Origin of the sequence: Bradyrhizobium sp. CW1 (assembly GCF_023100665.1) — a bacterium.
GTDB classification, from domain to species: Bacteria; Pseudomonadota; Alphaproteobacteria; order Rhizobiales; family Xanthobacteraceae; genus Bradyrhizobium; species Bradyrhizobium canariense_D.
On the sequence record NZ_CP064684.1, the window covers coordinates 3,928,813 to 3,953,086 of the forward strand.

A 24,274-nucleotide genomic window follows, 5' to 3' on the forward strand; every position below is an offset into this window, starting at 1 on the left:
GCGTGCATGATCGCCGCTATCGCCGCGTCAAACCCGCCAAATGGACGATCAGCCGATCGATCTCCGCGTCCGTATTGTAGTAGTGCGGGGAGGCGCGCACCACCGGCGGCAGCGAGCGGATTTCGGCATCGATGCGCGTGCTCGACGGATCTGAGGCACCGATCGTGATGCCGGCTGCGGCCGCGTCGCTGACGACCGCTTCCGCCTCGTACCCTTCCACCGTGAAGCTGACGATGGCTCCCGGAGCGCGTCCGAGGTCGCGAACTCTGATGCCGCGAATGGATGCAAGGCCGCCCCGGAGGCGGTCCGCCAGCATGCGGCAACGCCGCTCGATCGGGCCGATCCCGACATCGAGGGCATAATCGACAGCCGCGCCGAGCCCAAGCCGGGCTGCGTAGTTGTTCTCCCAGGTCTCAAAACGGCGCGCGTCGTCACGCAGCCGAAAAGCGTCCCGGGAGACCCAGGGTGCGGCGAAGTGATCGATCATTGGCGGTTCGAGCCGCTGCAGCATTTTTCGGCCGACGTAGAGAAAGCCGGTGCCGCGCGGGCCGCGGAGGAATTTACGCCCGGTCCCCGACAACATGTCACAGCCGATGGCCTCGACGTCGACCACCATCTGTCCGACTGCCTGGCAGGCGTCGAGCAGATAGGGGATGCCGTGCGCCCGCGCTATCTTGCCGACGGCTGCAGCCGGATTGACCAGCCCGCCATTGGTCGGAACCCAGGTGATCGCAATCAGCTTCACGCGCTCATCGATCATGCGTTCGAGCGCGTCGACGTCGAGCTCGCCGCTGGCATCGCTCGGCACGACGTCGATCGCGACGCCTGTTCGGTTGGCGACCTGAAGAAAGGCGACATAGTTGGCCGCGTACTCCGCCTCGGCGGTCAGGATCCGGTCGCCCTTGCTGAATGGAAGCGCGTAGAAAGCCATCTGCCAGGCAACCGTCGCGTTCTCCATGAGGGCGATCTCATCGGGCGCGGCGTTCAGGAGGCGGGCGACCGAGCCGTAAACGGATTCAAGTCGGCGCGCCTCGCGGTCGGCGGCGGCATAGCCTCCGATCTCGCTCTCCAGATCGATGTGTTCCTTCATCGCCGCAACAACCGACGCCGGCATCAGCGCTGCGCCCGCGTTGTGGAGATAGGCGAGCCGAGAGGCAGCCGGGGTGTCGCGACGAATTCGGTCGATATCCATCATCCATGCCTCCGCGTCTCGCGATCCTCATGCATGGATTAAACGCGTCGAGGGATGCGAACAAGATGGCCAAGCTTGGTCTCAGATGCAAAGGCCGAGCAGCTTGATGTGGCAGCCGCCGGATTTTGGCTTGCTGGCGGGCGCAGCCTCGCGCTTCACCGCAACCAGCGGCTCCCCGTCTTTCTTGCCTTTGCCTTTGCCCTTCGGCTCGTAGTCGCCGGCGATCACCATTGCCCAATAGGTGCGCTTGCCGCTAGCGTTTTTCGCGCTCGCGATCCCGACGCGGGAAGCGTTGTGCAGCAGCAGATTCTTGCGGTGTCCCGACGAGTCGATCCACTGTCCGAGGGTCTTCTCGAAATTGTCGTAGCCGTAGGCGATGTTCTCGGCGGCGCGGCCTGCGCCGGCCGGTGCGACCCGGCGGTTGAACGGGCCGAGGGCGTCGTGACTGAGGTCGTCCTTCGTCGCCATCGCGCGCGCCTGGTCCATGGCGATGCGGTCGAGGGTCGAATCGCGGACGACGCGGACCTCACCATGCTTGAGGCGGAAGCTCGAGATCAGCTCGGCGGGGGACTCGGCCATTGCGGACGTGGTGGCGAGCAGCAGAAGGCTAGCGATCAGGCCGCCAACCACACGATGCATCATGTACCCCCGAGTGCCCATGACCCCGCCAAGTCCCCCCACCAAGTTCGAATTATCGGATCGCTTCTCTATCGCCAATGTGGACGCTTCAAGGCGTGATCCACGTTAGCTCGCCGGCAGGTCGGCCTCGAAATTGAAGCGGTCGCGCAGGTTCTTGCGCTGCTCCAGGATGTCCTTGAGGAAAGCACGGTCCTGGTCGTTCTTCATCATCGGCTCGATCAGGTCGAGCTGGTTCATGGCGACCAGTTGCAGGATCTCCGTGCGCGGCTTGCCGTCCGGATTGCGTGGCAGTGCGTGCACGACCTGGATGTGTTCCGGCGGCTTTGGCCCCTTGGCAGCGGTGAGCTCGATGCGCAATTGGCCTTCGAGCGCGGCCTGATCGGCTTCGACGAAGGCATAGAGGCCGACACCGGAGCGGCGGTCGGCAAAGGCGACGATGGCGGTGTCGCGCACGGCGGGGTTCTTGCGGATCAATTCTGCCAGCACCGGCGCGTCGTTGACGAGCCTTCGGCCGCCGCCTTCACGGTCGGTGAAGTTGAACAGGCCGCGGGTGATTGCCCGATAGACCTTCTTGCCGGTGGCGAGCCAGAGGCTGGCGGCGAACGACTTCTTCGCCAGGATCTTGCGCTCGCGCGGCGTCAGCGCCTCGGGCGCGTAGGATCGCTTGTGCTTGAGCAGATGCCGGAGATCTTCATAGGCCAGGATCCGGTAAAGCCGGCCGCGACGGTCGAAGCAGGCGGCGAGCTGGAAGTCGGTCACATAGGCGCGACCGTCGCGGCCGACCAGCCAGTTCTGTTCCTTGGCAAGATCGTTGTGGCAGATTCCGGCGCGGCGCAGCCGTCGCAGCGCGGCCTTCGCCGAGCGAAAATAGGCGAGGTCGCCATGCGGTTTCGCCAGATGCAGTGCGACACCATCGACGAAGCTGCGCACCAGCGCGCGGCGTCCGGCCCACAGCAGCTCCGGGCCGACATCGAGTCCCTTAGCGAGTGCCAGCGCATGCTTCTCGCGGGCGAACAGGTGGCGCGCCAAAAGGAATGACCACCACGGCACCTCGTCGAGGCGGCGCAGCACCGCGTCGACCTCGCCGTCATCGTCGCGGAATCGGCCGCGCTCGACGGTCGAGAACACGTCGCGCTTGAGCAGCACGCCCTCGGTCCAGCGCGCCGAGAGTGTTGCGGCGTCGTCTTTGGGAAGGTTCATCGAAAACTCACGCCGCGGCGGCAATGCGCAGGTGATCGGCGATCCAGCGATCGAGATCGGCGAGCGCCAGCGCGCTCATCGCCTGCTTTTTGGCCACCGTCTTCTCGTTCCCGCGCAGCCGGCTTCCGTCGGGCTTCTTCGTCGGCGCGCTGGCGAGCGGCGGGAACAGGCCGAAATTGATGTTCATCGGCTGGAACGAGCGCGTGCCGGGCTCGATGGTCTCGATATGGCCGCCGGTGATGTGGCCGAGCAGGGATCCGAGCGCAGTCGTGACCGGCGGACTCGCAAGCGTCTCGCCGCGCACCTCCGCTGCCGCATAGAGACCGGCAATCAGGCCGACGCTGGCGGATTCCACATAGCCCTCGCAGCCCGTCATCTGGCCGGCAAAGCGCAGCCGCGGCTGCGCGCGCAGGCGCAATTGGCCGTCGAGCAGCTTTGGCGAGTTGAGAAAGGTGTTGCGATGCAGGCCGCCGAGGCGAGCAAATTCGGCCTTCTCCAGCCCCGGAATGGTGCGGAAGATGCGCTGCTGCTCGCTGTATTTCAGTTTCGTCTGGAAGCCGACGATGTTGTAGAGCGTGCCGAGCTTGTTGTCCTGGCGCAGCTGCACGATCGCGTAGGCCTTGGTGGTGGGATCGTGCGGATTGGTGAGGCCGACCGGCTTCATCGGTCCATGGCGGAGAGTCTCGGGGCCGCGTTCCGCCATGACCTCGATTGGCAGACAGCCGTCGAAATAGGGCGTGTTGGTCTCCCATTCCTTGAACTCGGTCTTCTCGCCGGCGACCAGCGCTGCGACGAAGCCGTCATACTGCTCCTTTGTCATCGGGCAGTTGATGTAGTCGGCGCCGGTGCCGCCGGGACCGACCTTGTCGTAGCGTGACTGAAACCAGGCCACCGACATGTCGATGGATTCGCGGTGCACGATCGGCGCGATCGCGTCGAAGAAGGCGAGGGCGTTCTCGTCGGTCAACTCGCGGATCGCATCGGCCAGCGGCGCCGAAGTGAGGGGGCCGGTCGCAACGATGACGTTGCTCCACTCGGCCGGCGGCAGGCCTGCGACCTCACCGCGGGCGATCTCGATCAGCGGATGATCGTTCAGCGCCTTGGTGACGGCCGCCGAGAAGCCGTCGCGGTCCACCGCCAGCGCGCCGCCAGCGGGTACCTGGTTGGCGTCGGCTGCGCGCATGATCAGCGAATCGAGGCGGCGCATCTCGGCATGCAGCAGGCCGACGGCGTTGTTGGCGGCATCGTCCGAGCGGAACGAATTGGAGCAGACGAGCTCGGCAAGCCCATCGGTGCGGTGTGCCTCGGTCATGCGGGTCGGCCGCATCTCGTGCAGCACCACGGGCACGCCGAATTCGGCCACCTGCCAGGCGGCTTCGGAGCCGGCAAGGCCTGCGCCGATCACGTGCACGGTATTTGATTGGGGTCCTGTCATGGGGCGGACAGGTAGCGCTTTTCGGCGATCAGTGGAATCGCCGAGATCGAGTTTTCTGCCTCCGGATGCGACAACGCCCGCACGAGGCGGGCGCTATCGGTCCGTCCGGTTCAGGGCTGAACGATATCAGCCCTGATACTGACCGGCGGCAACGCGCGGGATGTCCGAGCGATCGAGGCCGATATCGGAAAGCTCGCGATCGCTGAGCTGGGACAGCTCGGCAACATTGCGCTGATAGTCCCGGAAAGCTTGGATCATGCGGATGAGCGAGAGCAGCATTGGTAATCTCCTGTAGTTCGATTCAGCTCTTGCCCGAGCCTCATCGTTGAAATGAATATAGGTGAGAGTGGTGCAGTGCGAAAGTTCCGATGCTGCGATGCAGCTAAGCGCTGAGTGCATGGCGCTGGTAACGGACGATTAACCCGAAAGCACTCCCGCCCAAAGGGTAGGCGGAACAGGGAGCACAGGTCTGAAGTCCCGTGAATTCACGGATTTGCTATGGGCTAGTCGGTTCCGTTCGGAGCGAAATAAGTCGCTTTGCTCTTGTCCGCAAGCGGATCGACTAGCTTCTATAACCAAGTCTCACATGCGAGAATCGCATGATTCTAATGAATTGATACTCATTAGTTGGCGCGTGCGTACACTTTTGCCAACTCTCGCCAGCGATTCGCCTGGTTGCAGCGGATCCACATGACGAAGGGCGGCGAGTCAGGACTATCCCGCTTGGTTAGCCACAACCGTCCCCGCTCGCAGTGCACACACGCTGAACGTGTGGCGTTGATTACAAGCGTGTAATGAAAATCAGAAATTTTGCATGCAGCTCTGCGCGCCGCGCAACATCACGCAATTCTCGCGGGGAATTCATTGCGTCAAGTTGCCGCGCCCGGAGGAAGGTGATGTCGCAGATTCCGGCAATGTCGCTGGCTCTGGCCCAAGAACAAGAGAAGGAAGGTAACGTCATGACGAAGTTACTCGGGGTTATCGCAATTGCCGCCGTTGCGTTCGCCGTCACGCCGGCCCAGGCCGCCAAGCACGCCGCCGGCGGCTGCAGCTCGGCCAATCTGGAGAAGACAGAGACCGCGATCGAAAACATGGCCGATGGTGACGGCAAGTTCGTCGCGCAGAAGGAGATCGCGGCCGCGCAGGACTCGCTGCTCAACGGCAAAATGGGTGCGTGCGGCGCGCATCTGAACAAAGCGATGCACGCCACCATGGGCAAATAGGAACTTCAGGAACGCATTAGGAGAGGGCCGGTCGCCGAGCGATCGGCCCTACGCTTTTGTCCTGCAAGCATCTCATCTAAGGGGCGCGCGCGAGCTGGGTGGCGAAATAGGCGACGGTCTTCGAGTAGACCTCGCTCTTGTTCCACTGCTGCAGCACCGCGAAATTCGGACTGCCCGGCTGCCAATCCTTACCCTTCTGCCAGCCATAACCGGCAAGATAGTTCGCGGTGGAGGCGAGCACGTCAGGGGCGTTGTGCAGGAGATCGCGCTTACCATTGCCGTCGAAATCGACGGCGTATTTCATCCATGACGACGGCATGAACTGGGTCTGTCCGAGCTCGCCGGCCCAGGCGCCCTTCATGTCGGCCGGTGCGAGGTCGCCGCGCTGGACAATGCGGAGCGCATCCAACAGCTCGGCGCGAAACTGCTCGGAGCGCCGGCAGTCATAGGCCAGCGTCGCCAGTGAGCGGATGGTCGCGAACTTGCCGGTATTGACGCCGAAATCGGTCTCGAGACCCCAGATCGCGACCAGCACCTCGCCAGGCACGCCGTAGGTCTGCTCGATACGCGACAGCACCGAGCCGTATTGCTTCATCATGTTGGAGCCGCGCGTCAGGCGCGGCGGCACCATGCGGCCGGAAAACTCCTCGAAGGTCTGGCTGAAGACCTTCTGCGAGCGGTCGCGGTTGAGCACGTTCTGATCGAGCGTCACACCGGCGAGCCCGGCGGAAATGGCCTGTTGCGAGACGCCCTTGGCCGCGGCGTCCGTTTTGAAGTCTGCAAGCCACGCGTCGAAATTGCCTGAACCGCAGGCAACAGCGGCGAGCGCTGGCTGAGCGGATAGCATGGACGCGGTGATGGCTAAGGCTGCGAGGGCGAGACGAGAAATCGTCGGGGTCATTCGAGCAAATAAATTCCGTGAAGTGATCTGAACGGCGCGCGCAATCTCGATGGAAACCGCGGCCAAAGCAAGGCGTATGACAGTGCGCGATCCTGCCCGCACCGGGGCAGGATCGCATGTCACGATATCGTCAGGCGTCGGTCCGATTGCGCCAGGGGAAGAGGTTGGCGGGGAAGTCGGCGGCCGGCTTGCGTGCACGATGCGGCGGAGGCGGCACCGGACGCGCGCCCGGATCGGCCGCGATCACCTTGCGGTAGAGATGCCAGGTGGCATGGCCGAGCACGGGGACCACCACGGCAAGGCCGAGGAAGGCCGGAATGGTGCCCAGCGCCAGCAGGACGGCCACGATCAGGCCCCAGGCCGCCATCGGCACCGGGTTCTTCGCGACGACGCGCAGTGACGTCACCATGGCCTCGAACGCGCCGGCATGGCGGTCAAGCATCAGCGGGAACGACACGGCGCTGATGCACAGCGCGGCAAGGGCGAACAGGAAGCCGGTGCCGCAGCCGACCACGATCAGCCACCAGCCTTGCCGGCTCGTGAGCACGCGCGTCAGAAAATCCGAGATCCCGGATGCGCCTTCATAGCCGAAAGCGGCGACATAAATTGCCTGCGCGGTCGCAACCCAGGTCACGAACAGGGCCAGCAGCAGCGCGCCGAGACCGAGCATGGCGCCGAACGAGGGCGAACGCAGCACCTCCATGGCGTCCCAGGCGCTGGCCTCCTCATGGCGCTCGCGCCGGCTGGAGAGCTCGTAGAGACCGAGAGCGGCGAACGGGCCGATTAGCGCGAAGCCTGCGGCCAGTGGGAACAACAACGGCAACACTGAATAGCCCATCACCACGCGGGCGAGCACGAGGCCCAGCACAGGATAGATCACGCAGAGGATGATGGCGTGGCTCGGCACCGCCTTGAAATCGTCCCAGCCGCGCTTGAGCGCATCCTGCAGATCGGAGAGTTGGATGGTTCGGATCACCGGTCCAGCCGCTTCGGCGGTCTGGGCCATGGACGGGACATTGCCCGGGTAGAGTGTGGCCATGGTCGCTAGCTCCCTTGCCATGCGGCCGCATCTGGCGCCAGCAACGGCGCAAGCGGCCGCTATTCTGAGTTTCGCGATCCCCAACCAGACGCGAATTCCGGATGGCATCGCGAACTGAACGTCAACCGTACGCCCATTTGCGAGTCCTGTCCCTCACGCTTGGGTGAGATTCGATGCCGCGGTGCAATCTCTACAGTGTCATTCGGTCGTTATTTCGCCGCAGATAAGCTGATGCTGCGTGCTTGTTCGCGGAACTTTGGCGGGCGCAACGACGCAACTTGGTCTATAAGTGCCACTCAAGGCCCTTCCAGCGGGTCCTTTTCGGGGAGCAGACATGAGCATTTTCGGGAAAATTATGGGCGCGATCTTCGGTAGCCAGCCAGCTTCCGCCGCGCCCGCAGGCAGCGCACCGTCGGGCAGCGCGCCCGCAGGGGCCGCGCCGAGCGGATCCGCGGCGACGGTGGACGTTGCCGCGATCGTCGACGCGGCGGCCGCTGCGCACAAGGGCGAAAAGCTGGAATGGCGCACCTCGATCGTCGATCTGATGAAGGCGCTCGACATCGATTCCAGCCTCGCTGCGCGCAAGGACCTCGCCAAGGAGCTCGGCTACAGCGGCGACACTAACGATTCCGCGACCATGAACGTCTGGCTGCACAAGCAGGTGATGTCCAAGCTCGCCGCCAATGGCGGCAAGCTGCCGCCGGAGATCAAGCACTGACCGATCGCCCGGTCGCAATCCAAGGGCCCGCGATCGCGCGGGCCCTTTTGCATTCAGGCGACGAGATCCGCATCTTCCGGATGCCTGTCGAGATAATCGACGACGAAACCGCAACCGGCAATCACCTTCCTGCCGTCGCGCCGGATCAATTCCAGCGCGCCCTTGACCAGCTCGGAGCCGATGCCGCGGCCGCGCAGCGCGCGCGGCGTCTCGGTGTGGGTGATGATCACCGCCGACGGCGTCAGCCGGTAATTGGCGAAGGCGATTTCGCTGCCGACATCGAGCTCGAAGCGGCTTCTGTCCTTGTTATCCCGTACCGACGGCGCCATGCAAAAATCCTTCCGACATGCTGCTTGCCTCTGATCTAGGCGCCTCAACCGGTCCTTGCCAAGGTGCGAGCAAGAGTGGTTGCCGCAGGGGAGATATCCGGAAACTGCGTGTCCCGCTCAGCCTGGAATTGAAGCCGGGCTTGCCGACGGTGCAGGAGTCGTTATGGAAGCTCGGGGCGTTGTAGCCCCCCGCCGCTTCTCGCAACGCCGGCGTTGGATCTCTTCCTAGGCCTGATCGCCCGGATGCTTCAATCGGTCGCCTTGGCGAGCCTGGAATCCTCCGGCTGCGCCTGCGGGCGCAGGCATCCCTGGCAGATGACGAGGGAACGGTTGACCATGGCGTCCCGTTCCTCCTCGATGCCATCCTTCGCCTGCCACCATTCCTTTGAATAGGGCTGAAGCGCGGCTTGCGACCTGTTGCGCTCGGATCGGGCCGCGCGCACTGGTTCTGAAGCAGCGCGCGGGTGATTGGGATTTTCGCCGGCGCCGTCCCAGGCATAGCGCGCGGGCTTGAAGGCAGGATCGGAGGCGAGGTGCGCTTGTGGGCCCACGGCACATCCGGCAAGCGCCAGCGATAACATGAGGAGGGCGGGCGCTTTGACCATGATGCGGCACTCTGTACGCGAGAACTGAGCGAGGTTGCGCCGATCATGTTTAAAATTTCCTGAACGGTTGGATGGGCTGCGCTGCGCCCGGCAACCTTGCAGGGCTCCTGGCGATGGCGATAAATGGGCTGCAATGAGCGGCCGGCTCGCGTGCCGTCCGCCGCCGAAGAGGAAGCCCGATGCAGCCCCTGCGCATGTCCCGCCGCGTCATGAATCTCGCTCACATGCTGACCCAGAATGCGCGGCGGCATGGGGCGCGTCCCGGTTTCGTCTGGGGCGACAGATCCTGGACCTGGCGCGAGATCGATGCGCAGGTCTCGGCACTGGCAGCCGCTCTCGCGGCGCGCGGGATCGCGAAGGGCGACCGCATCCTCGTTCATTCCAAGAACGGCGATGAGATGTTCTTCTCGATGTTCGCCGCGTTCCGGCTTGGCGCGGTCTGGGTACCCACCAATTTCCGCCTGATGCCGGACGAGGTCGCCTATCTCGCGCAGGCCTCCGGCGCGAAGGCGTTTCTGTGCCATGTCGATTTTCCCGAGCACGCCGCGGCCGTAAGCGGTGGCGCGCTGGAATTCACCTGGAGCATCGACGGTCGGGCGCCGTTTGCCGAGACGTCGGTTGCGGATGCCGTCGCGTCGCGCGCCGGCACGGTGGTCGAGAACGTCGCAGTCGAGCACGACGATCCCTGCTGGTTCTTCTTTACATCGGGCACCACCGGCCGCTCCAAGGCTGCGGTGCTCACCCACGGTCAGATGGGTTTTGTCGTCACCAACCATCTCGCCGATCTTACGCCCGGCGTCACCGAAGCAGATGCCTCGCTGGTGGTGGCGCCGCTGTCGCATGGCGCCGGCGTGCATCAGCTGGTGCAGACCGCGCGCGGCGTGTGCACCGTGCTGCTGCCGACGGAGAAATTCGACATTGACGAGGCGTTCCGCCTGATCGAGGCGCATCGCGTCAGCAATCTCTTCGTGGTGCCGACCATTCTGAAGATGATGGTCGAGCATCCCGCCGCCGACAAATACGATCATTCCTCGCTGCGCCATGTGATCTATGCGGGTGCGCCGATGTATCGCGAGGACCAGAAGGCTGCGCTGAGGAAGCTCGGCAAGGTGATCGTGCAGTATTTCGGCCTCGGCGAGGTGACCGGCAACATCACCGTGCTGCCGGCAGCGCTGCATGACCCCGAGGACGGGCCGCACGCGAAGATCGGCACCTGTGGCTTCGAGCGTACCGGCATGCAGGTCTCGATCCAGGACGACGAGGGCCGTGAACTCGGCGCCAACCAGAGCGGCGAGATCTGCGTAATCGGCCCCGCGGTGCTGGCCGGCTACTATGACAATCCCGAAGCCAATGCGAAGGCTTTCCGCAACGGCTGGTTCCGCACTGGCGATCTCGGCCACATGGACGAGGAGGGGTTCGTCTACATCACGGGACGAGCCTCCGACATGTACATCTCCGGCGGCTCCAACATCTATCCGCGCGAAATCGAGGAGAAGATTCTGACCCATCCTTGCGTCGGCGAGGTCGCGGTGCTCGGCGTACCCGATGCGACCTGGGGCGAGGTCGGCGTTGCCGTCTGCGTCGCCCGCGAAGGCGCGAAGCCGGTGAGCGAAGCGGAGATGGCGGCATTCCTCGGCCCCAAGGTCCCCCGCTACAAGATGCCGAAGCGGTTCTTCTTTTGGGAGGCCTTGCCGAAATCCGGCTACGGCAAGGTTCCCAAACGGATGGTTCGCGACGAGCTCGAGGCGCGCGGGCTGCTCGATCTCGACAAGACACGGGCGGGCTGAGCGAAGGTCATGCGCAGCATCAAGCAGCCCGGCGCGCCGGTCGCCGAGCGCATCCAATGGGCGGAGGCGAGGGGACGCGCTTTCTCCTTCACGCTTCAAGCAGGTCTGCCGCTGCTGGAGGCGGCGCGCCGCGGTTTCGCCGCGGAGGGATTCGCCGGCGGCGTGCTCAGCTTCGGGCGCGGCGCGCTCGGGCCGTTCGGCTATGTCATGCCGGCGCTGTCGAAGACCAGCGAGAATGCCGCGTTTTATAGCGACACATTCCGGCCAAGCGGCGTGACGCGCACCAGGCTCGGCAGCATGACGCTGGGCATGCACAATGGCGCCCCGTTCTTTCATTGCCATGGGCTGTGGACGGAGGCCGATGGCCGCGCCGGTGGTGGCCACATGCTGCCGGACGTGACCGATGTCGCCGAGCCGTTCGAGGTCGAGGCCTTCGGCATCGATGGTGCGATGTTCGCCGCAGAGCCAGATCGCGAGACCAATTTCAAGCTGTTCGGGCCCGTGGCGGCTGCGAGCACCGGCGCACGCACGACCAGCCGCGCTTTCGCGCTGCGGCTGCGCCCCAATCAGGATTTCGCGGGCTGTCTCGAAGACTTCTGCCGCGCGCAAGGCATCGCGCGCGCGAGGATCCATGGCGGTGTCGGCTCGACCATTGGGGCGCGCTTCACCCATGGCGGCGTGACTGAGCCCTTCGCGACCGAGCTTGCGGTAACCGGCGGCGCGATTGCGGCCGGCTCCTCCGGCGCCCTCGAAGCCGCACTCGATGTCGCCCTGATCGACTACACTGGCGGCATAGCGGAGGGCCGTCTGATTCGTGGCGACAATCCCGTGCTGATGACCATGGAGCTGGTGCTCGAGGTGTTGGGCTAGTATCGGCGAGCGATCATCAGCGGGTGCGCAGCTTGGCGATGGCCAAGTATGTGGAGTCACTGATCCCCGAACTGGATCCCTGAAACAGGTTGAGCAGGGGGGATTGACCCTGGCCGGTGCTCTGGCTGTTTCTGATGTCATACATGGCGGAGAAACGGCTCAACAGCTTTGTCACCTTCGCGGGATCGGACAGATCCTTGATCTTCATGAATCTGTCTACGAACTTGGCCTGCTGATCGATCGGCATCGCCGCCATCGAGTCAGGCAAATCGAAAGTGGTCCTGAACACCTCCGAAAGAGCCTTGTCGGCAAGGATGTCGTATGCGGACGTGATGTCCCCCGCCTTTCGCTGGAAATAGAGCGCAAGGCGCACGCCGGGATTGGCATCGCCCTGCTGCTGCTCCAGGCTTTGCTCGACATAGTTCGCTTGTGTTTCCCGAAACTGATCCCGCTTTTGCGGACCCATCATCGGAAGACGCGCGACGTTGCCTTTACTGTCGAAATTGAACGACGCCACGATTTCGGCAAAGCGAGGATCGCTCTCGGTGTTCGCGAAGCTCTTTGGATCGTTCAGGTCGGAGCTGAAGATCTTCTTGAGAAATTCGGTGCTGACCTTCCTGGGATCCAGACCCTTGGCCAAGAGAATGAAATCGACCATCGGCCTGTTTGCGAGAAGATCGGAAACACTGTCGATGCCGGCGATGGCCTGCTGATATTCCGACGCATCCTTCGTGGCCTGTGCCCGAACTGCGGCCTGCTGCTGGGGAGTCGCCGTGCTGGCGCTCTTCACCGCTCCAATGACGTAGTCCTTGGCGATCTGGAGGACTTCAGCCGAGTCCTGAGCCACCAAGGGGGTGGTCAGATTGCCTTTTGCGTCGAAGTTGAAGGCGCGTGCCAGCTCCAAATATCGATTGTCCTTGAGGGTATAGACGTAGCTTTTGGGGTCGTTGATGTCGCTTTCGAGCACGGCCTTGACAGTCGCCGGCGAGACGTTCGCGGGCTCGAGGCCGACAGCTCCCAGCGCAAATTCATACACGCCCGGTGTCGATACGAACGCCTGGACTGAATTGATCTTGAGGATGGCAGTTCTAAATTGCCTGATTGCAAAAGCTTCGTTCAACGGGCTCGCCGCCGAATAGACGGCGGACTTGCTGTCGTCGAACTTCTGTTTCGTGATCGTGACATTTGCAGCAGTCTGCGCCGACACACCTGACGGAAGCGACCCGTCGGAGGAAAACTCGAACGCACCGGCCAGGTCGACGAACCCGCCAATCGTCCCTATCTGCTCGCTAAGGCTGGAAATGCTGCTCGCATATGACTCCAAATGATGCTTTTCGACCAGAATCTGGACGTTCAACTGGGTCACGTTCGCGCCCGGTTGCGATAGTTGGGCGGTGTAGTCGGCGATCCTTGAATTGGCCGCGGTGACATCCGATCGGGCCTGAGCAAGGTCGGCGTTGAGGCCACTTAGCTGAGAAGCGAAAGTGGTGTTGACGTAGCTGTTGGGATCGGATGGATCGCTGCGCAAGACCTGGCTTATGGTGTCACGCGACCACTTGCTTTGATCGATCCCGTACGCCGAATAGACATAGTTGCGAAGACGGTCGTTGTTCAGGAGCTGGTCTGCACTGCTGATGTTACCGATTTCGGCGCTGTAGTAATTCGAATCGCCGGCAAGTGCATCGACCTGGCTTTTCCTGGTCGCCGTGTACAGACCAATCATCTCGTCGGTCTGGTTCTCCGATTGCGCCACCGGCGTGGCACTGCCATTGAAGGAAAACGCGGCGGCGAACTCACGGTAACGCTTGTCGACCAGCTTGTTGACAAAGCTGTTTGCGTCGGAGAGGTCGCTCTCCAGCACCTTTTTCATGAAGGCCTTGGCGTAGGCCATGTCTTCCAGGCCATACGCCTTCGTTGCATAATGATAAAGGCGATAGTCTTTCATGAAGTCGTCGACGGACTTCACGTTGCCGATGTGGGCTTTGTAATAGGCGACCTCTCGCGCTACGTCCTGTTGCTGTTCGACCCGCGTCAGGGACTGCTTGAGATTGCGCGTGATGTAGCTGTAACTGAAATACGTTGATACCATCGCGCACTCCTACGGTCCCGGACGTCCGTCAATCATTGCGGGGTCGCGAGGTGGGGCTGGCCTCATGCCGGCAAACTGTCTCAGAGCCAGGTTCTCCAAGGCCATTTTCGGACCGCGATCCCAGATTCAAGTTTGCCCTCGCGAGGCATATCGGGTTTTGTTGCTGCATGTTTCTCAGATACAGCTTTCGTGAGGGTTGCGTTCCGGATATGTCCCGATCAAGAGATCGATCGGAATGGCTCTCGTCCCGAACGCGACGCAGCGCCATAGCGCGTCGAAGACGCGCGTAAACGCGCTTACGGCGGTGTGGCGTTGAGCCGGGATCCAGAAGCCGTGCATTCTGCCGCAGGATGGGTCACGGCTCTGCGGCGCATCGCCGAAGGGGCGCTGCGCCGCGTCCGGGGCACGAGAGCCCGAAGTCATCTGGCATTGCTATTCGCGTGATACGCGCGGTTTCGCATTCTCGCGGCCTGTGCGGCCCGAGCTTTGCGGCATTCTTTGCCCCCAAAATGCCGAGGGCGCAGGGAAGGCCGGGTGCCGGCTGGCACCCACGGTCCACTGTGCGAAGGTTGCGCTACGAGAGGCTGCACAGCGGCATACAGGTGAAGCCCAACACACGGCCTTCCCTGCGCAGTGGTTTTACGGCTTATGTCGTGATCTCCCCGGGGAGCGATGCACTATTGCCCCCGTCGCCTTGCGGATGGCTGACGCTGCGGCCCGGTCGGCCCGCACGCATCACCGCAAGACTTGGCGCACAGACCCCGGGCGCCAGGACCACACGATTTTGCCGTACGCAGGCTGCACCGGTCGTGTGCGCGACACTTTCGCTCACGGTTGCCCGCCCTGCGAAGCCTTCGCGCCGGTGTGGCCCACGTCCACCACGTCCCATCCCGCGTTCGTGACGATCGCGATCCGCCCCTCGGCCGGGTTGGGATGGCTCTTTATATGATAATCCGAAATGCGGATAAAGAGAAATATTTTTAAGCGCCGTGATTGACCCGCTTATTGGTGTTTTGCCCGCCGGGGCGGCAAGGGGTTGTGGGGCGCGCGAGCCCCGCCGCAACGCGGCCACGAACGGGTCTCCCCGCGGCCGCAAAATGCGCTACCATGATTCCAGCGCGCTTCAAGTCGCGCATGATCACCGACACGTATGAGGAAACGAGATGAGGGTGACGATTGGACGGCGCACGGTCCTGGCCGCGGTGCTGATTGCCGCGGGCGCGGTGGCTTTGACGGCGGCGTTTGGCCCGGTTTCGACATCGGCCTGGGCCCACGGGCCGACCCGTCAGAAGGTGCGCGAATCCATCGAGATCAACGCCGCCCCGGCCAAGGTGTGGGCCGCAATGGGCAATTTCCAGGACATGAGCTGGCTGCCACCTGTCACCAAGACCGAGGGCGAGAAGGGCAACGAGATCGGCGCGACGCGCAAGCTGACGCTGACGGGAGGCGCGACCGTCGACGAGGAGCTCTACAAGTTTGACGCCGCCGCGATGAGCTATTCCTACCGGATCACCAATGTGGACGTGAAGGTGCTGCCGGTCACCAATTATTCCTCGACATTGACGGTGACGCCGAGCGCTGACGGCAAGGGCTCGACGCTGGAATGGGCCGGCGCGTTCTATCGTGGCTTTCCCAACAACGAGCCGCCGCCGGAGCTGAGTGACGAGGCCGCGGTCAAGGCGGTGAAGGGGCTGTACCAGGCGGGCCTCGAGGCACTCAAGAAGAAGATCGAGAGCGGAAGCTGACGGTGCGGGCGCTGGTCCTGGCGGCGCTCGCCGCCAGCTTTTGCCTGGCCGGCATCGCGCATGTGTTCGCCGAAGAGGCATTCGTCACCAACCAGCTCAGCGACGATCTGATGGTCGTGGACCTCGCCACGGCGCGCAGCGTCGCGACCATCCCGATCGGCGGCAAGCCGGCCGGCGTCGCCGTCAGCGCGGACGGACGTTTTGCCTATGTCACGAGCCCGGATGCCAAAGCCGTGACGGTGGTGGACGCAGCAACGCGGCAGGTTGCGGCGCGGATCGAGGTCGGCGGCGGGCCGCTCGGCATTGCCGTCGCGCCGGATGGCCGCACCGTCTATGTCGCGGACTGGTATGCGGCGGCGGTGCGGGTGATCGACGCGGCCTCGCGCAGCGTCACGGCCAGCATTGCGGTCGGCGCCTCGCCATCGGGGCTCGCGGTAACGCCGGATGGCAAGCTGCTGCTCTCGGCCGACCGCGACGACGACAGTGTGTCGGTGGTCGACACCGCGACGCGCCAGCGCACGACGACCATCAAGGTCGGCACCCGTCCGTTCAGCGTCACCATCGATGCCGAGGGCAAGCGCGCCTACACCGCCAATGTCGGCTCCAACGACGTCTCCGTGATCGACATCGCCACTGGGGCCGAGACCGGCCGCGTGCAGGTCGGGATGCGCCCTTATGCGGTGGCGTTGGCGCAGGGCCGCGGCTTCGTCACCGATCAGTATGGCGGCACTGTCAGCGTGTTCGATCTGGCGACCTTGAAGCCGCTCAAGCGCATCAATGTCGGCGATTATCCCGAAGGCATTGCCGCGACTGCCGACGGCAAGCGCATTATCGTCGCCTGCTGGGAAAGCAACACGCTCGATATCATCGATGCGGTCGAGCTGAAGCTGATCGGCGAGGTCAATACCGGCGACGGCCCGCGCGCGTTTGGGGCATTCTTGCGCAGGACGGAGCAGGGGCGTGTAGCCCGCGTGAGCGGAGCGACATGCGGGACGGGGCTCTCCTCATCCACCGGCGTTCCCGGATATCGCTTCGCTCATCCGGGCTACGGCACCGGGGCACAGCGTCCATACAATCTCATCCATCTGATCAAACATGTGATCCGGCACCATCGCCCGCAGCGCCGCCGGCGCCGCATAACCCCAGCCCACCGCTCCGCAGGCAATTCCCACTGTCCGCGCCGCCTCGATGTCGCGCACTTCGTCGCCGATCGAGATGACCTTGCCCGGCTCCACGCCGGCGCGGCGGATGACCCGTCGGAACTTCGCGGGCTTGCCGAAAAGCGAGGCCGCGCAATCGAAATGGGCGAACAGCGTCGCGCAATCGCCGAGCTTCTCGCGCGCATTGGCTTCGCTGTCCGACGTCACCATCGCGAGCTGCACGCCACTCTCCGCCAGCGTCCGCAGCATTGTCTCGACCCCCGCAAACAGCGAAATCTCCGCTGCAGCCTCCGCCTTCAGTCGCCGCGCATGCCGCGCGATCGCCGGCAGCTTCCACAGCGGCACCTCGAGCCGGCTCAGAATCTCCCGCGAAGAAGCATGCCGCAGCCCCTCGATATCCTCGTCCGCGACGCGGCGGAAGCCGAAGCGATCGGCGACGTCGTTGATGGTGCGCAGGAACCACGGAAAGCTGTCGGCCAGCGTGCCGTCGAGATCAAAGATGGCGAGGGAGTAGGGCATGGAGACGAAGCTACACCGCTAGGCTTTCCACACGGTTTCCTCGGTCCATCCGAGTTGGTCGAATTCGGTGGCCCTGAGCGGCGCCTCTCCCTCGGCGAAGAACTCGTCAAGCTGAGGCGGCGCGACGCTCGTTTCGGACAGCATGGCGTGCGCTTGTCCGCGGTGATGAATTTGATGCTGGAACAGATGCATGAGCAGTCGGTCGCGGCGTTCGGCCTGGACCCGCGTGTCGCGGTTGATCCGCACAATGCCGTTGAGAATCTCGGGCGTCAGTGCATCGCACATGGCGATCAAGCGCTTGTCGATCGCGGCTTGCGCAGGCTTCAGCGCAGCAAGGGAAAGGTGCGGCACGTCGTTCTTCCAAGCTGCCGGTCCCAACCATCCGCCCTCCAGTGCATCGACATAGAAGAGGTCGATGACATGGATGTGGTTCAGCGTGCGTTGCAGGCTCGGAAAGAAGCCGGTCCGCTCGGCTTCGAAGTCGGCCTGAGACAGCGCCGCGCAAGCGGTGAGCAGCCGGTGGTTTGCCCAAGCATTATTGTGGGCGAACGCACGATAGGTTTGCACAAGTCCGGCAGGCAAACTCAGTCTCCCTCAGACAATGTGTCGGCCGCTCCCGCGGCGTAACCTACTCGGCCGCCTCGCTCGCCGCGCGTCTCCGCTTCGGCTTCCGAGCCTTCGCCAGCACCGGCGCCAGGAACTTCCCCGTATAGCTCCGCGGCGCTTTTGCGATGTCCTCTGGCGGGCCCCAGGCGACGATCTCGCCGCCGCCATCGCCGCCTTCGGGGCCGAGGTCGATGACCCAGTCGGCGGTCTTGATCACTTCGAGATTGTGCTCGATGACGACGACCGTGTTGCCCTGCGCGACCAGCTCGTGCAGCACCTCCAACAGCTTCTTGACGTCGTGGAAATGCAACCCGGTGGTCGGCTCGTCCAGGATGTAGAGCGTGCGGCCGGTGGCGCGCTTTGACAGCTCTTTTGCGAGCTTGACGCGCTGGGCTTCGCCGCCCGAGAGCGTCGTGGCTTGCTGGCCGACATGGATGTAGTCGAGGCCGACGCGATGCAGCGTCTGGAACGTCTCGCGTACACGTGGGACCGCCTTGAAGAACTCGGCCGCTTCCTCGACGGTCATGTCGAGCACGTCGGCGATGCTCTTGCCCTTGAATAGGACCTCCAGCGTCTCGCGGTTGTAGCGCTTGCCCTTGCAGACGTCGCAGGTGACGTAGACGTCGGGCAAGAAGTGCATCTCGATCTTGATGACGCCGTCGCCCTGGCAGGCCTCGCAGCGGCCGCCCTTGACGTTGAAGGAGAACCGGCCGGGCTCGTAGCCGCGCGCTTTCGACTCGGGCAGGCCGGCGAACCATTCGCGGATCGGCGTGAAGGCACCGGTATAGGTCGCGGGGTTGGAGCGCGGCGTGCGACCGATCGGCGACTGGTCGATGTCGATGATCTTGTCGATGTGCTCGAGGCCCTCGATGCGGTCGTGCGGCGCGGCGCCTTCGCTGGCATTGTTCAGCTTGCGGGCGATCGCCTTGTAGAGCGTGTCGATCAGCAGCGTCGATTTGCCGCCGCCGGAGACGCCGGTGACGCAGGTGAACAGGCCGAGCGGAATTTCGGCCGTAACGTTCTTGAGGTTATTGCCGCGCGCGTTGACCACCTTGATGGTGCGGCGATGGTTCGGCGGGCGCCGCTCGGGCACCTCGACCTCGAGCTCGCCGGTGAGATATTTGCCCGTCAGCGAGTTGGGGTTGCGCATGATCTCGGCGGGCGTGCCTTCGGCGATGATGTTGCCGCCATGCATGCCGGCGCCGGGGCCGATGTCGAGCACGTGGTCGGCGAGCAGGATCGCGTCCTCGTCGTGCTCGACCACGATCACGGTGTTGCCGAGGTCACGAAGTCTCTTGAGCGTGTCGAGCAGGCGCGCGTTGTCGCGCTGGTGCAAGCCGATCGAGGGCTCGTCGAGCACGTAGAGCACGCCTGTTAGCCCCGAGCCGATCTGCGAAGCCAGCCGGATGCGCTGGCTTTCGCCGCCGGAGAGCGTGCCGGAGGAGCGGGAGAGCGTGAGGTAGTTGAGGCCGACGTCGAGCAGGAAGGTGAGGCGCTCGCGGATCTCCTTGAGGATGCGGCCGGCGATCTCGTTCTGCTGGGTGTTCAGCGCCTCCGGCACGGTCTCGAACCACGCGCCGGCGCCCTTCACCGACATCTCGGAGATGTCGCCGATATGCTTGCCGCCGATCTTGACGCAAAGCGCCTCGGGCTTCAGCCGAAAGCCGTGGCACGCCTCGCAGGGCACGTCGTGGAAGTACTTCGCCAGCTCCTCACGCGCCCACTCGCTCTCGGTCTCGCGATAGCGGCGGTTGATGTTGGTGATGACGCCCTCGAACGGCTTCTTGGTGTCGTAGGAGCGGACGCCGTCCTCGTAGGAGAACTTGATCTCGTCCTCGCCGGAGCCATGGAGGATCGCGTTCTGCGTCTTCTTGGGCAGATCCTTCCATTTGGTGGTCAGCGTGAACTTGTAGTGCTTGCCGAGCGCAGTCAGCGTCTGAATGTAATAGGGCGACGAGGATTTGGCCCAGGGCGCGATTGCGCCCTTGCCAATGGCGAGCTCCTTGTCGGGAATGACGAGGTCTTCGTCGACATGCTGCTCGACGCCGAGGCCGCCGCACGCAGGACAGGCGCCATAGGGGTTGTTGAACGAGAACAGCCGGGGCTCGATCTCGGGGATGGTGAAGCCGGACACCGGGCAGGCGAACTTTTCCGAGAACAGCATGCGCTCGGGTCCGCTCTTGTCGTGGATCTTTGCGGTCTTCTTCTTCTCTTCCGCGGGTGCTGCCGCAGCCGGCGCATCCGCGAATTCGATGACGGCGAGGCCCTCGGCAAGTTTCAGCGCGGTCTCGAAACTTTCGGCGAGGCGCTGGCCGATGTCGGGGCGCACCACGATGCGATCGACGACGACGTCGATGTCGTGCGGGAATTTCTTGTCGAGAACAGGGGCTTCGGCGAGCTCGTGGAAGGCGCCGTCGATCTTGACGCGCTGAAAGCCCTTCTTGAGCCATTCGGCAAGCTCTTTGCGGTACTCGCCCTTGCGGCCGCGCACGACCGGCGCGAGCAGATAGAGGCGCGAGCCCTCGGGCAGCGCCAGCACGCGATCGACCATCTGCGAGACGATCTGGCTCTCGATCGGCAGGCCGGTGGCGGGCGAATAGGGCACGCCGACGCGCGCCCACAGCAGGCGCATGTAGTCGTAGATTTCGGTCACCGTGCCGACGGTGGAGCGCGGGTTCTTCGACGTCGTCTTCTGCTCGATCGAGATCGCCGGCGACAGGCCGTCGATCTGGTCGACGTCGGGCTTCTGCATCATCTCCAGGAACTGGCGGGCGTAGGCAGACAGCGATTCGACGTAGCGGCGCTGGCCTTCGGCGTAGATGGTGTCGAACGCGAGCGAGGATTTGCCGGAGCCCGACAGCCCCGTGAACACCACCAGCTTGTCGCGGGGAATCTCGACATCGACGTTCTTGAGATTGTGCTCGCGCGCGCCACGGATGGTAATTGCGCGCAGGTTTGATCCCACGTTCTGCTGTTGGCGCTTCGCCTTGATCACTTCATCCATCCGGGTTGCCCTCAAGGAATCCCAAAGGCGCGCGATCGCGCCAACAAAAAAGGCGCGCTTCGCCCGGAACCGGGATCGGCGCCGATGGGGTTGTCAGCGAACGTAGGAAGAACGGAGACGGATTTCCAGTGGGACTTGCGAATCGTCAACGGATTGTTGGCGCACTGGCGGCATCTGGCAGGAGCAGGGTGGAACTGCGCGGCAACGTGCCCGACAAAACAAAAAGGCCGGCACAAGGCCGGCCTTTCGTAACGCGGATGGCGTTGGGGCTAAGTACTGAACTCAGTACTTGGCGACCACCGGGCCCCCGAAGTGATAGTTCACGCCGACCTGCACGGTGTGAAACTCGAGCGTGCCGGAGGGCAGGGCGCCCGAGAAGTAGGTCTCGCCGCCGAGGCTGCGAAAGAGGTACTCGCCCTTGACCGACCACTGCGGAGCGAAGAACGCTTCGACGCCCGCACCGACGGTCCAGCCGGAGTGCCACTTGCTGTCGGAAACGGTCACGCCGAGCGCGCTGACGCTGAGCTTGTTGTCGATCCAGGCGTAACCACCGGTGCCGTAGAACAGGACGTTGTTGACGGCGTAGCCGATGCGGCCGCGCACGGTTCCCATCGCATCGGTTTTGGAGCTGAGGGTGGTGCTGACGAGGCCGAAGCCGGGGACGGCAACGGGGCCGGTGACCGACGCGCTGACATCAGCCCAGGAACCATCGGCCTCGACGCCGAGCACGACATTGCCGGTCTGCCAGTTGTAGCCGGCAGTACCGCCGACGAAGCCGCCCTTCATCTTCGGGTCGGTCGAGGAATTTTCCCAAGCGCCGCCACCGACGATACCGAGGTAGAAGCCGGTCCAGTTGTAGACCGAAGCCATGGCCACCGGGGCCTTGGTGTAGGGGCGCGCCGCGAGATCAGCGGCCGAAGCCGGGGCGGCGAGAGCGAACAAACAGGCCGAAGCCAACAAAACCTTTTTCATTTTCAACTAATCCCAGTCCCAGTTTCTGATTGTGCCTTCCACGATAGGGAGGGCATCGGACTCACTTGCCCAACTGATGCCGTACTTACACCAGTGAAGCCGCAAGTTGTGTCACTCAAAAGCAACAACGGTCGGAAAACGGAACGGTTATTGACCGATTAATATTGGAGAACTGCACAGCAAAAGGCCGGCGCAAGGCCGGCCTTCGAATTGCGATATGTCCAGCGCGATCAGTACCTTGCGATGGCCGGACCGCCCCAGCGATAGTTCAAGCGCACCAGGCCCATGTCTACGTCCTGGCGAATCCGGTCGCTGCCGAATACCGCACCCGCGGGCGTTGTGAAGCCGATCGTGCGATCGCCAAGGAAGATGTGGTCGTACTCAAAGCCCAGCGACCAGTTCGGGGCGAAGCCGAATTCCAGACCGGCCCCGACCGTGCCACCCCAGCGAGTCTCCCGGGCCGAAGCCAGCAGCGCGCCCGCGCCGGGCGTACCCGCAGCAGCGTAGATGTCGTACTTGTCACCGACGACGGCGGCGCCGCCCTTCACGTAAAGCAGCACGTTGTTCCAGGCGTAACCGACCTGACCGGTGATGAGACCGAAAGCGTCGATGCGGGAACGGTTGCGATCACCCGTCACCAAAGCGGTACCAGGGAAGAGGGTGCTCACGTTGTCGCCCCGGAAGTCAGCCCAGTTGCCCTGGCCTTCCAGACCGAACACCCAATTGGCGGACTGCCAGCGATAGCCGATCTGGCCGCCGACGGTGCCCCCTGTTGCATTGTGACAGCCTTCGCCGACGAGAACGCCGGTCGCGGGCGTGACGAAGTCCCAGCACTTGTGGCTGGAGCCACCGCCGCCGTTGATGCCGATGTAGAAGCCGCTCCAGTCGTAGATGGCGGCAACCGCCGGCGGCGGGGCTTTGGTGTAGGGACGCGCGGCCATGTCCGCCGCGCTTGCGGGAGCCGACAAGCCCATCGCCACTGCACCGATTGCACAAATAAGAAGCTTATTCATTGCCAGTCTCCCCAGGTTTCGTCCGCTTCTTATTTCCCCGAAGCGGCTGATCAGGCGCGAGGGCCCATATGAACTAAGTCCGAGGCAACCGTAGCTCTACGGAGCGGCAGAGTCCGTCTCCCAAATGCAACAAGACCGGGGCAGTGCGAGTACCCATAACTTGCTGAATGTTAAGTTCTTTCTTCCATTTTTGGGAACCTACAAAGGTTCCAATCGACGTGTGCCTTTCCGCAACACATGTGGCCGATCGATCCCACGCCTTCAGATCTGTCTTCGCCAAGAACAAATCTGGAACGAACCGGAGGTCGATGCTATATGTGGGGATAACCGGAAGGGTGACGGCCTGATCGTCGTCCGCAAGTGTTCGGCGAGCGTATAGGGTCGCCTCAACAGGCACGGCGGAACGCGGGAGCGGACCGGCCTTCTTGAATTCAGTGGCATTCGGAGCGGAGAGCGGAGATGGCGGGAAGCGTCAACAAGGTCATTCTGGTTGGAAATCTCGGCAAGGATCCTGAAATCCGCCGCACCCAGGACGGGCGGCCGATCGCCAATCTGAGCGTCGCGACTTCGGAGACGTGGCGCGACAAGGCGACTGGCGAGCGCAAGGAAAAGACCGAGTGGCACCGCGTCGTGATCTTCAATGAAGGGCTCTGCAAGGTCGCCGAACAGTATCTGAAGAAGGGCGCCAAGATTTACGTCGAGGGTGCGCTCCAGACCCGCAAATGGACCGACCAGAGCGGTGTCGAAAAGTACTCGACCGAAGTCGTGCTGCAGGGGTTCAACTCGACCTTGACGATGCTGGACGGTCGTAGCGGCGGTGGCGGAGGCGGCAGCTTCGGCGACGAGCCGGGCGGCGATTTCGGCTCCTCCGGTCCGGTCAGCAGCACGCCGCGGCGCCCTGTTGCCGCCGGCGGCGGTGGCCGCAACAGCGACATGGACGACGATATCCCGTTCTGAGCGATTCCGCTCCAAGAACGCGGCGCCTGATGCGGACGCCCGGCCGGATGGGCGGCGCTTCTCATCTCATGTCAGAACATCCCACTAATCGACAGGACGGGCTCGGCATTTCCGGGCCCGCTTCATGTTTGGGGTGAGCTCGGATTGCGGCTTGGCAAACGCGCCGACGCGGCAAGCTCACCGCGCGGTTTTCCACGCGTGAGCGGCGATTTTGCAAGGCCGATGCGAGTGCTGTCCGAGACACCGCTCGCAAGGGCTTAAGTTGTTGGAA

Annotated in this window: 21 protein-coding genes and 1 pseudogene; 7 read left to right on the forward strand and 15 right to left on the reverse strand. The window is 63.6% G+C overall.

Going from position 1 to position 24,274, the window contains the following annotated elements; all coding sequences use genetic code 11:
* Window positions 1-16 precede the first annotated feature (16 nt).
* The 5 genes from IVB54_RS19255 to IVB54_RS19275 form a co-directional block, all read right to left on the reverse strand.
* Window positions 17-1,195, reverse strand: a complete 1,179-nt coding sequence (locus IVB54_RS19255; RefSeq protein ID WP_018458015.1) for an aminotransferase class V-fold PLP-dependent enzyme — start codon at window positions 1,193-1,195, stop codon at window positions 17-19.
* 78 nt (window positions 1,196-1,273) lie between these two features.
* The gene (locus IVB54_RS19260; RefSeq protein WP_039800294.1) at window positions 1,274-1,831 is read right to left on the reverse strand and encodes a CAP domain-containing protein; all 558 of its coding nucleotides are present in this window, start codon (window positions 1,829-1,831) and stop codon (window positions 1,274-1,276) included.
* A 105-nt stretch (window positions 1,832-1,936) separates the two neighbouring features.
* A complete protein-coding gene (locus IVB54_RS19265; protein WP_026233483.1) occupies window positions 1,937-3,031 on the reverse strand; it encodes a serine/threonine protein kinase in 1,095 nt (364 codons plus the stop codon).
* A 7-nt stretch (window positions 3,032-3,038) separates the two neighbouring features.
* Window positions 3,039-4,466 carry a methylenetetrahydrofolate--tRNA-(uracil(54)-C(5))-methyltransferase (FADH(2)-oxidizing) TrmFO gene (gene trmFO / locus IVB54_RS19270; RefSeq protein WP_247336741.1) on the reverse strand — a complete coding sequence of 476 codons (1,428 nt, stop codon included), beginning with the start codon at window positions 4,464-4,466 and terminating at the stop codon, window positions 3,039-3,041.
* A 126-nt stretch (window positions 4,467-4,592) separates the two neighbouring features.
* On the reverse strand, window positions 4,593-4,745 hold the full coding sequence (locus tag IVB54_RS19275) for a DUF1127 domain-containing protein (RefSeq protein ID WP_018458011.1): 153 nt from the start codon (window positions 4,743-4,745) through the stop codon (window positions 4,593-4,595).
* Window positions 4,746-5,362: 617 nt separating this feature from the next.
* Between IVB54_RS19275 and IVB54_RS19280 the strand changes: the two genes are divergently transcribed.
* Complete coding sequence (locus IVB54_RS19280; RefSeq protein WP_018458010.1) at window positions 5,363-5,689, forward strand: hypothetical protein; 327 nt, start codon at window positions 5,363-5,365, stop codon at window positions 5,687-5,689.
* 76 nt (window positions 5,690-5,765) lie between these two features.
* Here IVB54_RS19280 and IVB54_RS19285 read toward each other — a convergent pair whose 3' ends face one another.
* A complete protein-coding gene (locus IVB54_RS19285; RefSeq protein WP_247777449.1) occupies window positions 5,766-6,590 on the reverse strand; it encodes a lytic murein transglycosylase in 825 nt (274 codons plus the stop codon).
* Window positions 6,591-6,720: 130 nt separating this feature from the next.
* Window positions 6,721-7,629, reverse strand: coding sequence for a DUF2189 domain-containing protein (locus IVB54_RS19290; RefSeq protein WP_026233481.1), 909 nt, complete (start codon window positions 7,627-7,629; stop codon window positions 6,721-6,723).
* A 334-nt stretch (window positions 7,630-7,963) separates the two neighbouring features.
* Between IVB54_RS19290 and IVB54_RS19295 the strand changes: the two genes are divergently transcribed.
* Window positions 7,964-8,347, forward strand: a complete 384-nt coding sequence (locus IVB54_RS19295) for a DUF3597 domain-containing protein (RefSeq protein ID WP_026233480.1) — start codon at window positions 7,964-7,966, stop codon at window positions 8,345-8,347.
* Between the two features lie 53 nt (window positions 8,348-8,400).
* Here IVB54_RS19295 and IVB54_RS19300 read toward each other — a convergent pair whose 3' ends face one another.
* Both IVB54_RS19300 and IVB54_RS19305 read right to left on the reverse strand, forming a co-directional pair.
* On the reverse strand, window positions 8,401-8,676 hold the full coding sequence (locus tag IVB54_RS19300) for a GNAT family N-acetyltransferase (RefSeq protein WP_018458006.1): 276 nt from the start codon (window positions 8,674-8,676) through the stop codon (window positions 8,401-8,403).
* Between the two features lie 248 nt (window positions 8,677-8,924).
* On the reverse strand, window positions 8,925-9,281 hold the full coding sequence (locus IVB54_RS19305; protein WP_018458005.1) for a hypothetical protein: 357 nt from the start codon (window positions 9,279-9,281) through the stop codon (window positions 8,925-8,927).
* A gap of 179 nt (window positions 9,282-9,460) precedes the next feature.
* Between IVB54_RS19305 and IVB54_RS19310 the strand changes: the two genes are divergently transcribed.
* Both IVB54_RS19310 and IVB54_RS19315 read left to right on the forward strand, forming a co-directional pair.
* A complete protein-coding gene (locus IVB54_RS19310) occupies window positions 9,461-11,068 on the forward strand; it encodes an acyl-CoA synthetase (protein ID WP_247336735.1) in 1,608 nt (535 codons plus the stop codon).
* Between the two features lie 9 nt (window positions 11,069-11,077).
* Complete coding sequence (locus IVB54_RS19315) at window positions 11,078-11,938, forward strand: DUF296 domain-containing protein (RefSeq protein ID WP_247336733.1); 861 nt, start codon at window positions 11,078-11,080, stop codon at window positions 11,936-11,938.
* 16 nt (window positions 11,939-11,954) lie between these two features.
* Here IVB54_RS19315 and IVB54_RS19320 read toward each other — a convergent pair whose 3' ends face one another.
* Window positions 11,955-14,027 (reverse strand): DUF1217 domain-containing protein, encoded by a 2,073-nt coding sequence (locus IVB54_RS19320; RefSeq protein ID WP_247777450.1) that lies wholly within the window; start codon window positions 14,025-14,027, stop codon window positions 11,955-11,957.
* Between the two features lie 1,163 nt (window positions 14,028-15,190).
* Here IVB54_RS19320 and IVB54_RS19325 point away from each other — a divergent pair.
* A complete protein-coding gene (locus IVB54_RS19325; protein ID WP_018458001.1) occupies window positions 15,191-15,772 on the forward strand; it encodes an SRPBCC family protein in 582 nt (193 codons plus the stop codon).
* A 2-nt stretch (window positions 15,773-15,774) separates the two neighbouring features.
* A pseudogene (locus tag IVB54_RS19330) lies at window positions 15,775-16,725 on the forward strand (cytochrome D1 domain-containing protein); the annotation flags it as partial.
* 51 nt (window positions 16,726-16,776) lie between these two features.
* On the opposite strand, the gene IVB54_RS19335 reads toward IVB54_RS19330, so the two are convergent.
* The 5 genes from IVB54_RS19335 to IVB54_RS19355 form a co-directional block, all read right to left on the reverse strand.
* Window positions 16,777-17,451: an HAD family hydrolase gene (locus IVB54_RS19335; protein WP_018457999.1), complete on the reverse strand. Its 675-nt coding sequence runs from the start codon at window positions 17,449-17,451 to the stop codon at window positions 16,777-16,779.
* 18 nt (window positions 17,452-17,469) lie between these two features.
* Window positions 17,470-18,033, reverse strand: coding sequence for a DinB family protein (locus IVB54_RS19340; RefSeq protein ID WP_026233478.1), 564 nt, complete (start codon window positions 18,031-18,033; stop codon window positions 17,470-17,472).
* Window positions 18,034-18,079: 46 nt separating this feature from the next.
* Window positions 18,080-21,061: an excinuclease ABC subunit UvrA gene (gene uvrA / locus IVB54_RS19345; RefSeq protein WP_018457997.1), complete on the reverse strand. Its 2,982-nt coding sequence runs from the start codon at window positions 21,059-21,061 to the stop codon at window positions 18,080-18,082.
* A gap of 282 nt (window positions 21,062-21,343) precedes the next feature.
* Window positions 21,344-22,033, reverse strand: coding sequence for an outer membrane protein (locus IVB54_RS19350; protein ID WP_018457996.1), 690 nt, complete (start codon window positions 22,031-22,033; stop codon window positions 21,344-21,346).
* A gap of 230 nt (window positions 22,034-22,263) precedes the next feature.
* Window positions 22,264-23,046, reverse strand: coding sequence for an outer membrane beta-barrel protein (locus tag IVB54_RS19355; protein WP_026233477.1), 783 nt, complete (start codon window positions 23,044-23,046; stop codon window positions 22,264-22,266).
* A gap of 459 nt (window positions 23,047-23,505) precedes the next feature.
* Here IVB54_RS19355 and IVB54_RS19360 point away from each other — a divergent pair, with 459 nt between their 5' ends.
* Window positions 23,506-24,003, forward strand: a complete 498-nt coding sequence (locus tag IVB54_RS19360; protein ID WP_018457994.1) for a single-stranded DNA-binding protein — start codon at window positions 23,506-23,508, stop codon at window positions 24,001-24,003.
* Window positions 24,004-24,274: the final 271 nt, after the last annotated feature.

What these genes read in the sequence shown, in the direction of transcription:
- IVB54_RS19355 (WP_026233477.1), bottom strand. Translation starts at nt 23,046, where the DNA reads ATGAATAAGCTTCTTATTTGTGCAATCGGTGCAGTGGCGATGGGCTTG.
- IVB54_RS19295 (WP_026233480.1), top strand. Translation starts at nt 7,964, where the DNA reads ATGAGCATTTTCGGGAAAATTATGGGCGCGATCTTCGGTAGCCAGCCA.
- IVB54_RS19305 (WP_018458005.1), bottom strand. Translation starts at nt 9,281, where the DNA reads ATGGTCAAAGCGCCCGCCCTCCTCATGTTATCGCTGGCGCTTGCCGGA.
- IVB54_RS19310 (WP_247336735.1), top strand. Translation starts at nt 9,461, where the DNA reads ATGCAGCCCCTGCGCATGTCCCGCCGCGTCATGAATCTCGCTCACATG.
- IVB54_RS19300 (WP_018458006.1), bottom strand. Translation starts at nt 8,676, where the DNA reads ATGGCGCCGTCGGTACGGGATAACAAGGACAGAAGCCGCTTCGAGCTC.
- IVB54_RS19350 (WP_018457996.1), bottom strand. Translation starts at nt 22,033, where the DNA reads ATGAAAAAGGTTTTGTTGGCTTCGGCCTGTTTGTTCGCTCTCGCCGCC.
- IVB54_RS19260 (WP_039800294.1), bottom strand. Translation starts at nt 1,831, where the DNA reads ATGCATCGTGTGGTTGGCGGCCTGATCGCTAGCCTTCTGCTGCTCGCC.
- IVB54_RS19275 (WP_018458011.1), bottom strand. Translation starts at nt 4,745, where the DNA reads ATGCTGCTCTCGCTCATCCGCATGATCCAAGCTTTCCGGGACTATCAG.
- IVB54_RS19255 (WP_018458015.1), bottom strand. Translation starts at nt 1,195, where the DNA reads ATGATGGATATCGACCGAATTCGTCGCGACACCCCGGCTGCCTCTCGG.
- IVB54_RS19265 (WP_026233483.1), bottom strand. Translation starts at nt 3,031, where the DNA reads ATGAACCTTCCCAAAGACGACGCCGCAACACTCTCGGCGCGCTGGACC.
- IVB54_RS19325 (WP_018458001.1), top strand. Translation starts at nt 15,191, where the DNA reads ATGAGGGTGACGATTGGACGGCGCACGGTCCTGGCCGCGGTGCTGATT.
- IVB54_RS19290 (WP_026233481.1), bottom strand. Translation starts at nt 7,629, where the DNA reads ATGGCCACACTCTACCCGGGCAATGTCCCGTCCATGGCCCAGACCGCC.
- IVB54_RS19360 (WP_018457994.1), top strand. Translation starts at nt 23,506, where the DNA reads ATGGCGGGAAGCGTCAACAAGGTCATTCTGGTTGGAAATCTCGGCAAG.
- IVB54_RS19335 (WP_018457999.1), bottom strand. Translation starts at nt 17,451, where the DNA reads ATGCCCTACTCCCTCGCCATCTTTGATCTCGACGGCACGCTGGCCGAC.
- IVB54_RS19285 (WP_247777449.1), bottom strand. Translation starts at nt 6,590, where the DNA reads ATGACCCCGACGATTTCTCGTCTCGCCCTCGCAGCCTTAGCCATCACC.
- IVB54_RS19320 (WP_247777450.1), bottom strand. Translation starts at nt 14,027, where the DNA reads ATGGTATCAACGTATTTCAGTTACAGCTACATCACGCGCAATCTCAAG.
- trmFO (WP_247336741.1), bottom strand. Translation starts at nt 4,466, where the DNA reads ATGACAGGACCCCAATCAAATACCGTGCACGTGATCGGCGCAGGCCTT.
- uvrA (WP_018457997.1), bottom strand. Translation starts at nt 21,061, where the DNA reads ATGGATGAAGTGATCAAGGCGAAGCGCCAACAGCAGAACGTGGGATCA.
- IVB54_RS19280 (WP_018458010.1), top strand. Translation starts at nt 5,363, where the DNA reads ATGTCGCAGATTCCGGCAATGTCGCTGGCTCTGGCCCAAGAACAAGAG.
- IVB54_RS19315 (WP_247336733.1), top strand. Translation starts at nt 11,078, where the DNA reads ATGCGCAGCATCAAGCAGCCCGGCGCGCCGGTCGCCGAGCGCATCCAA.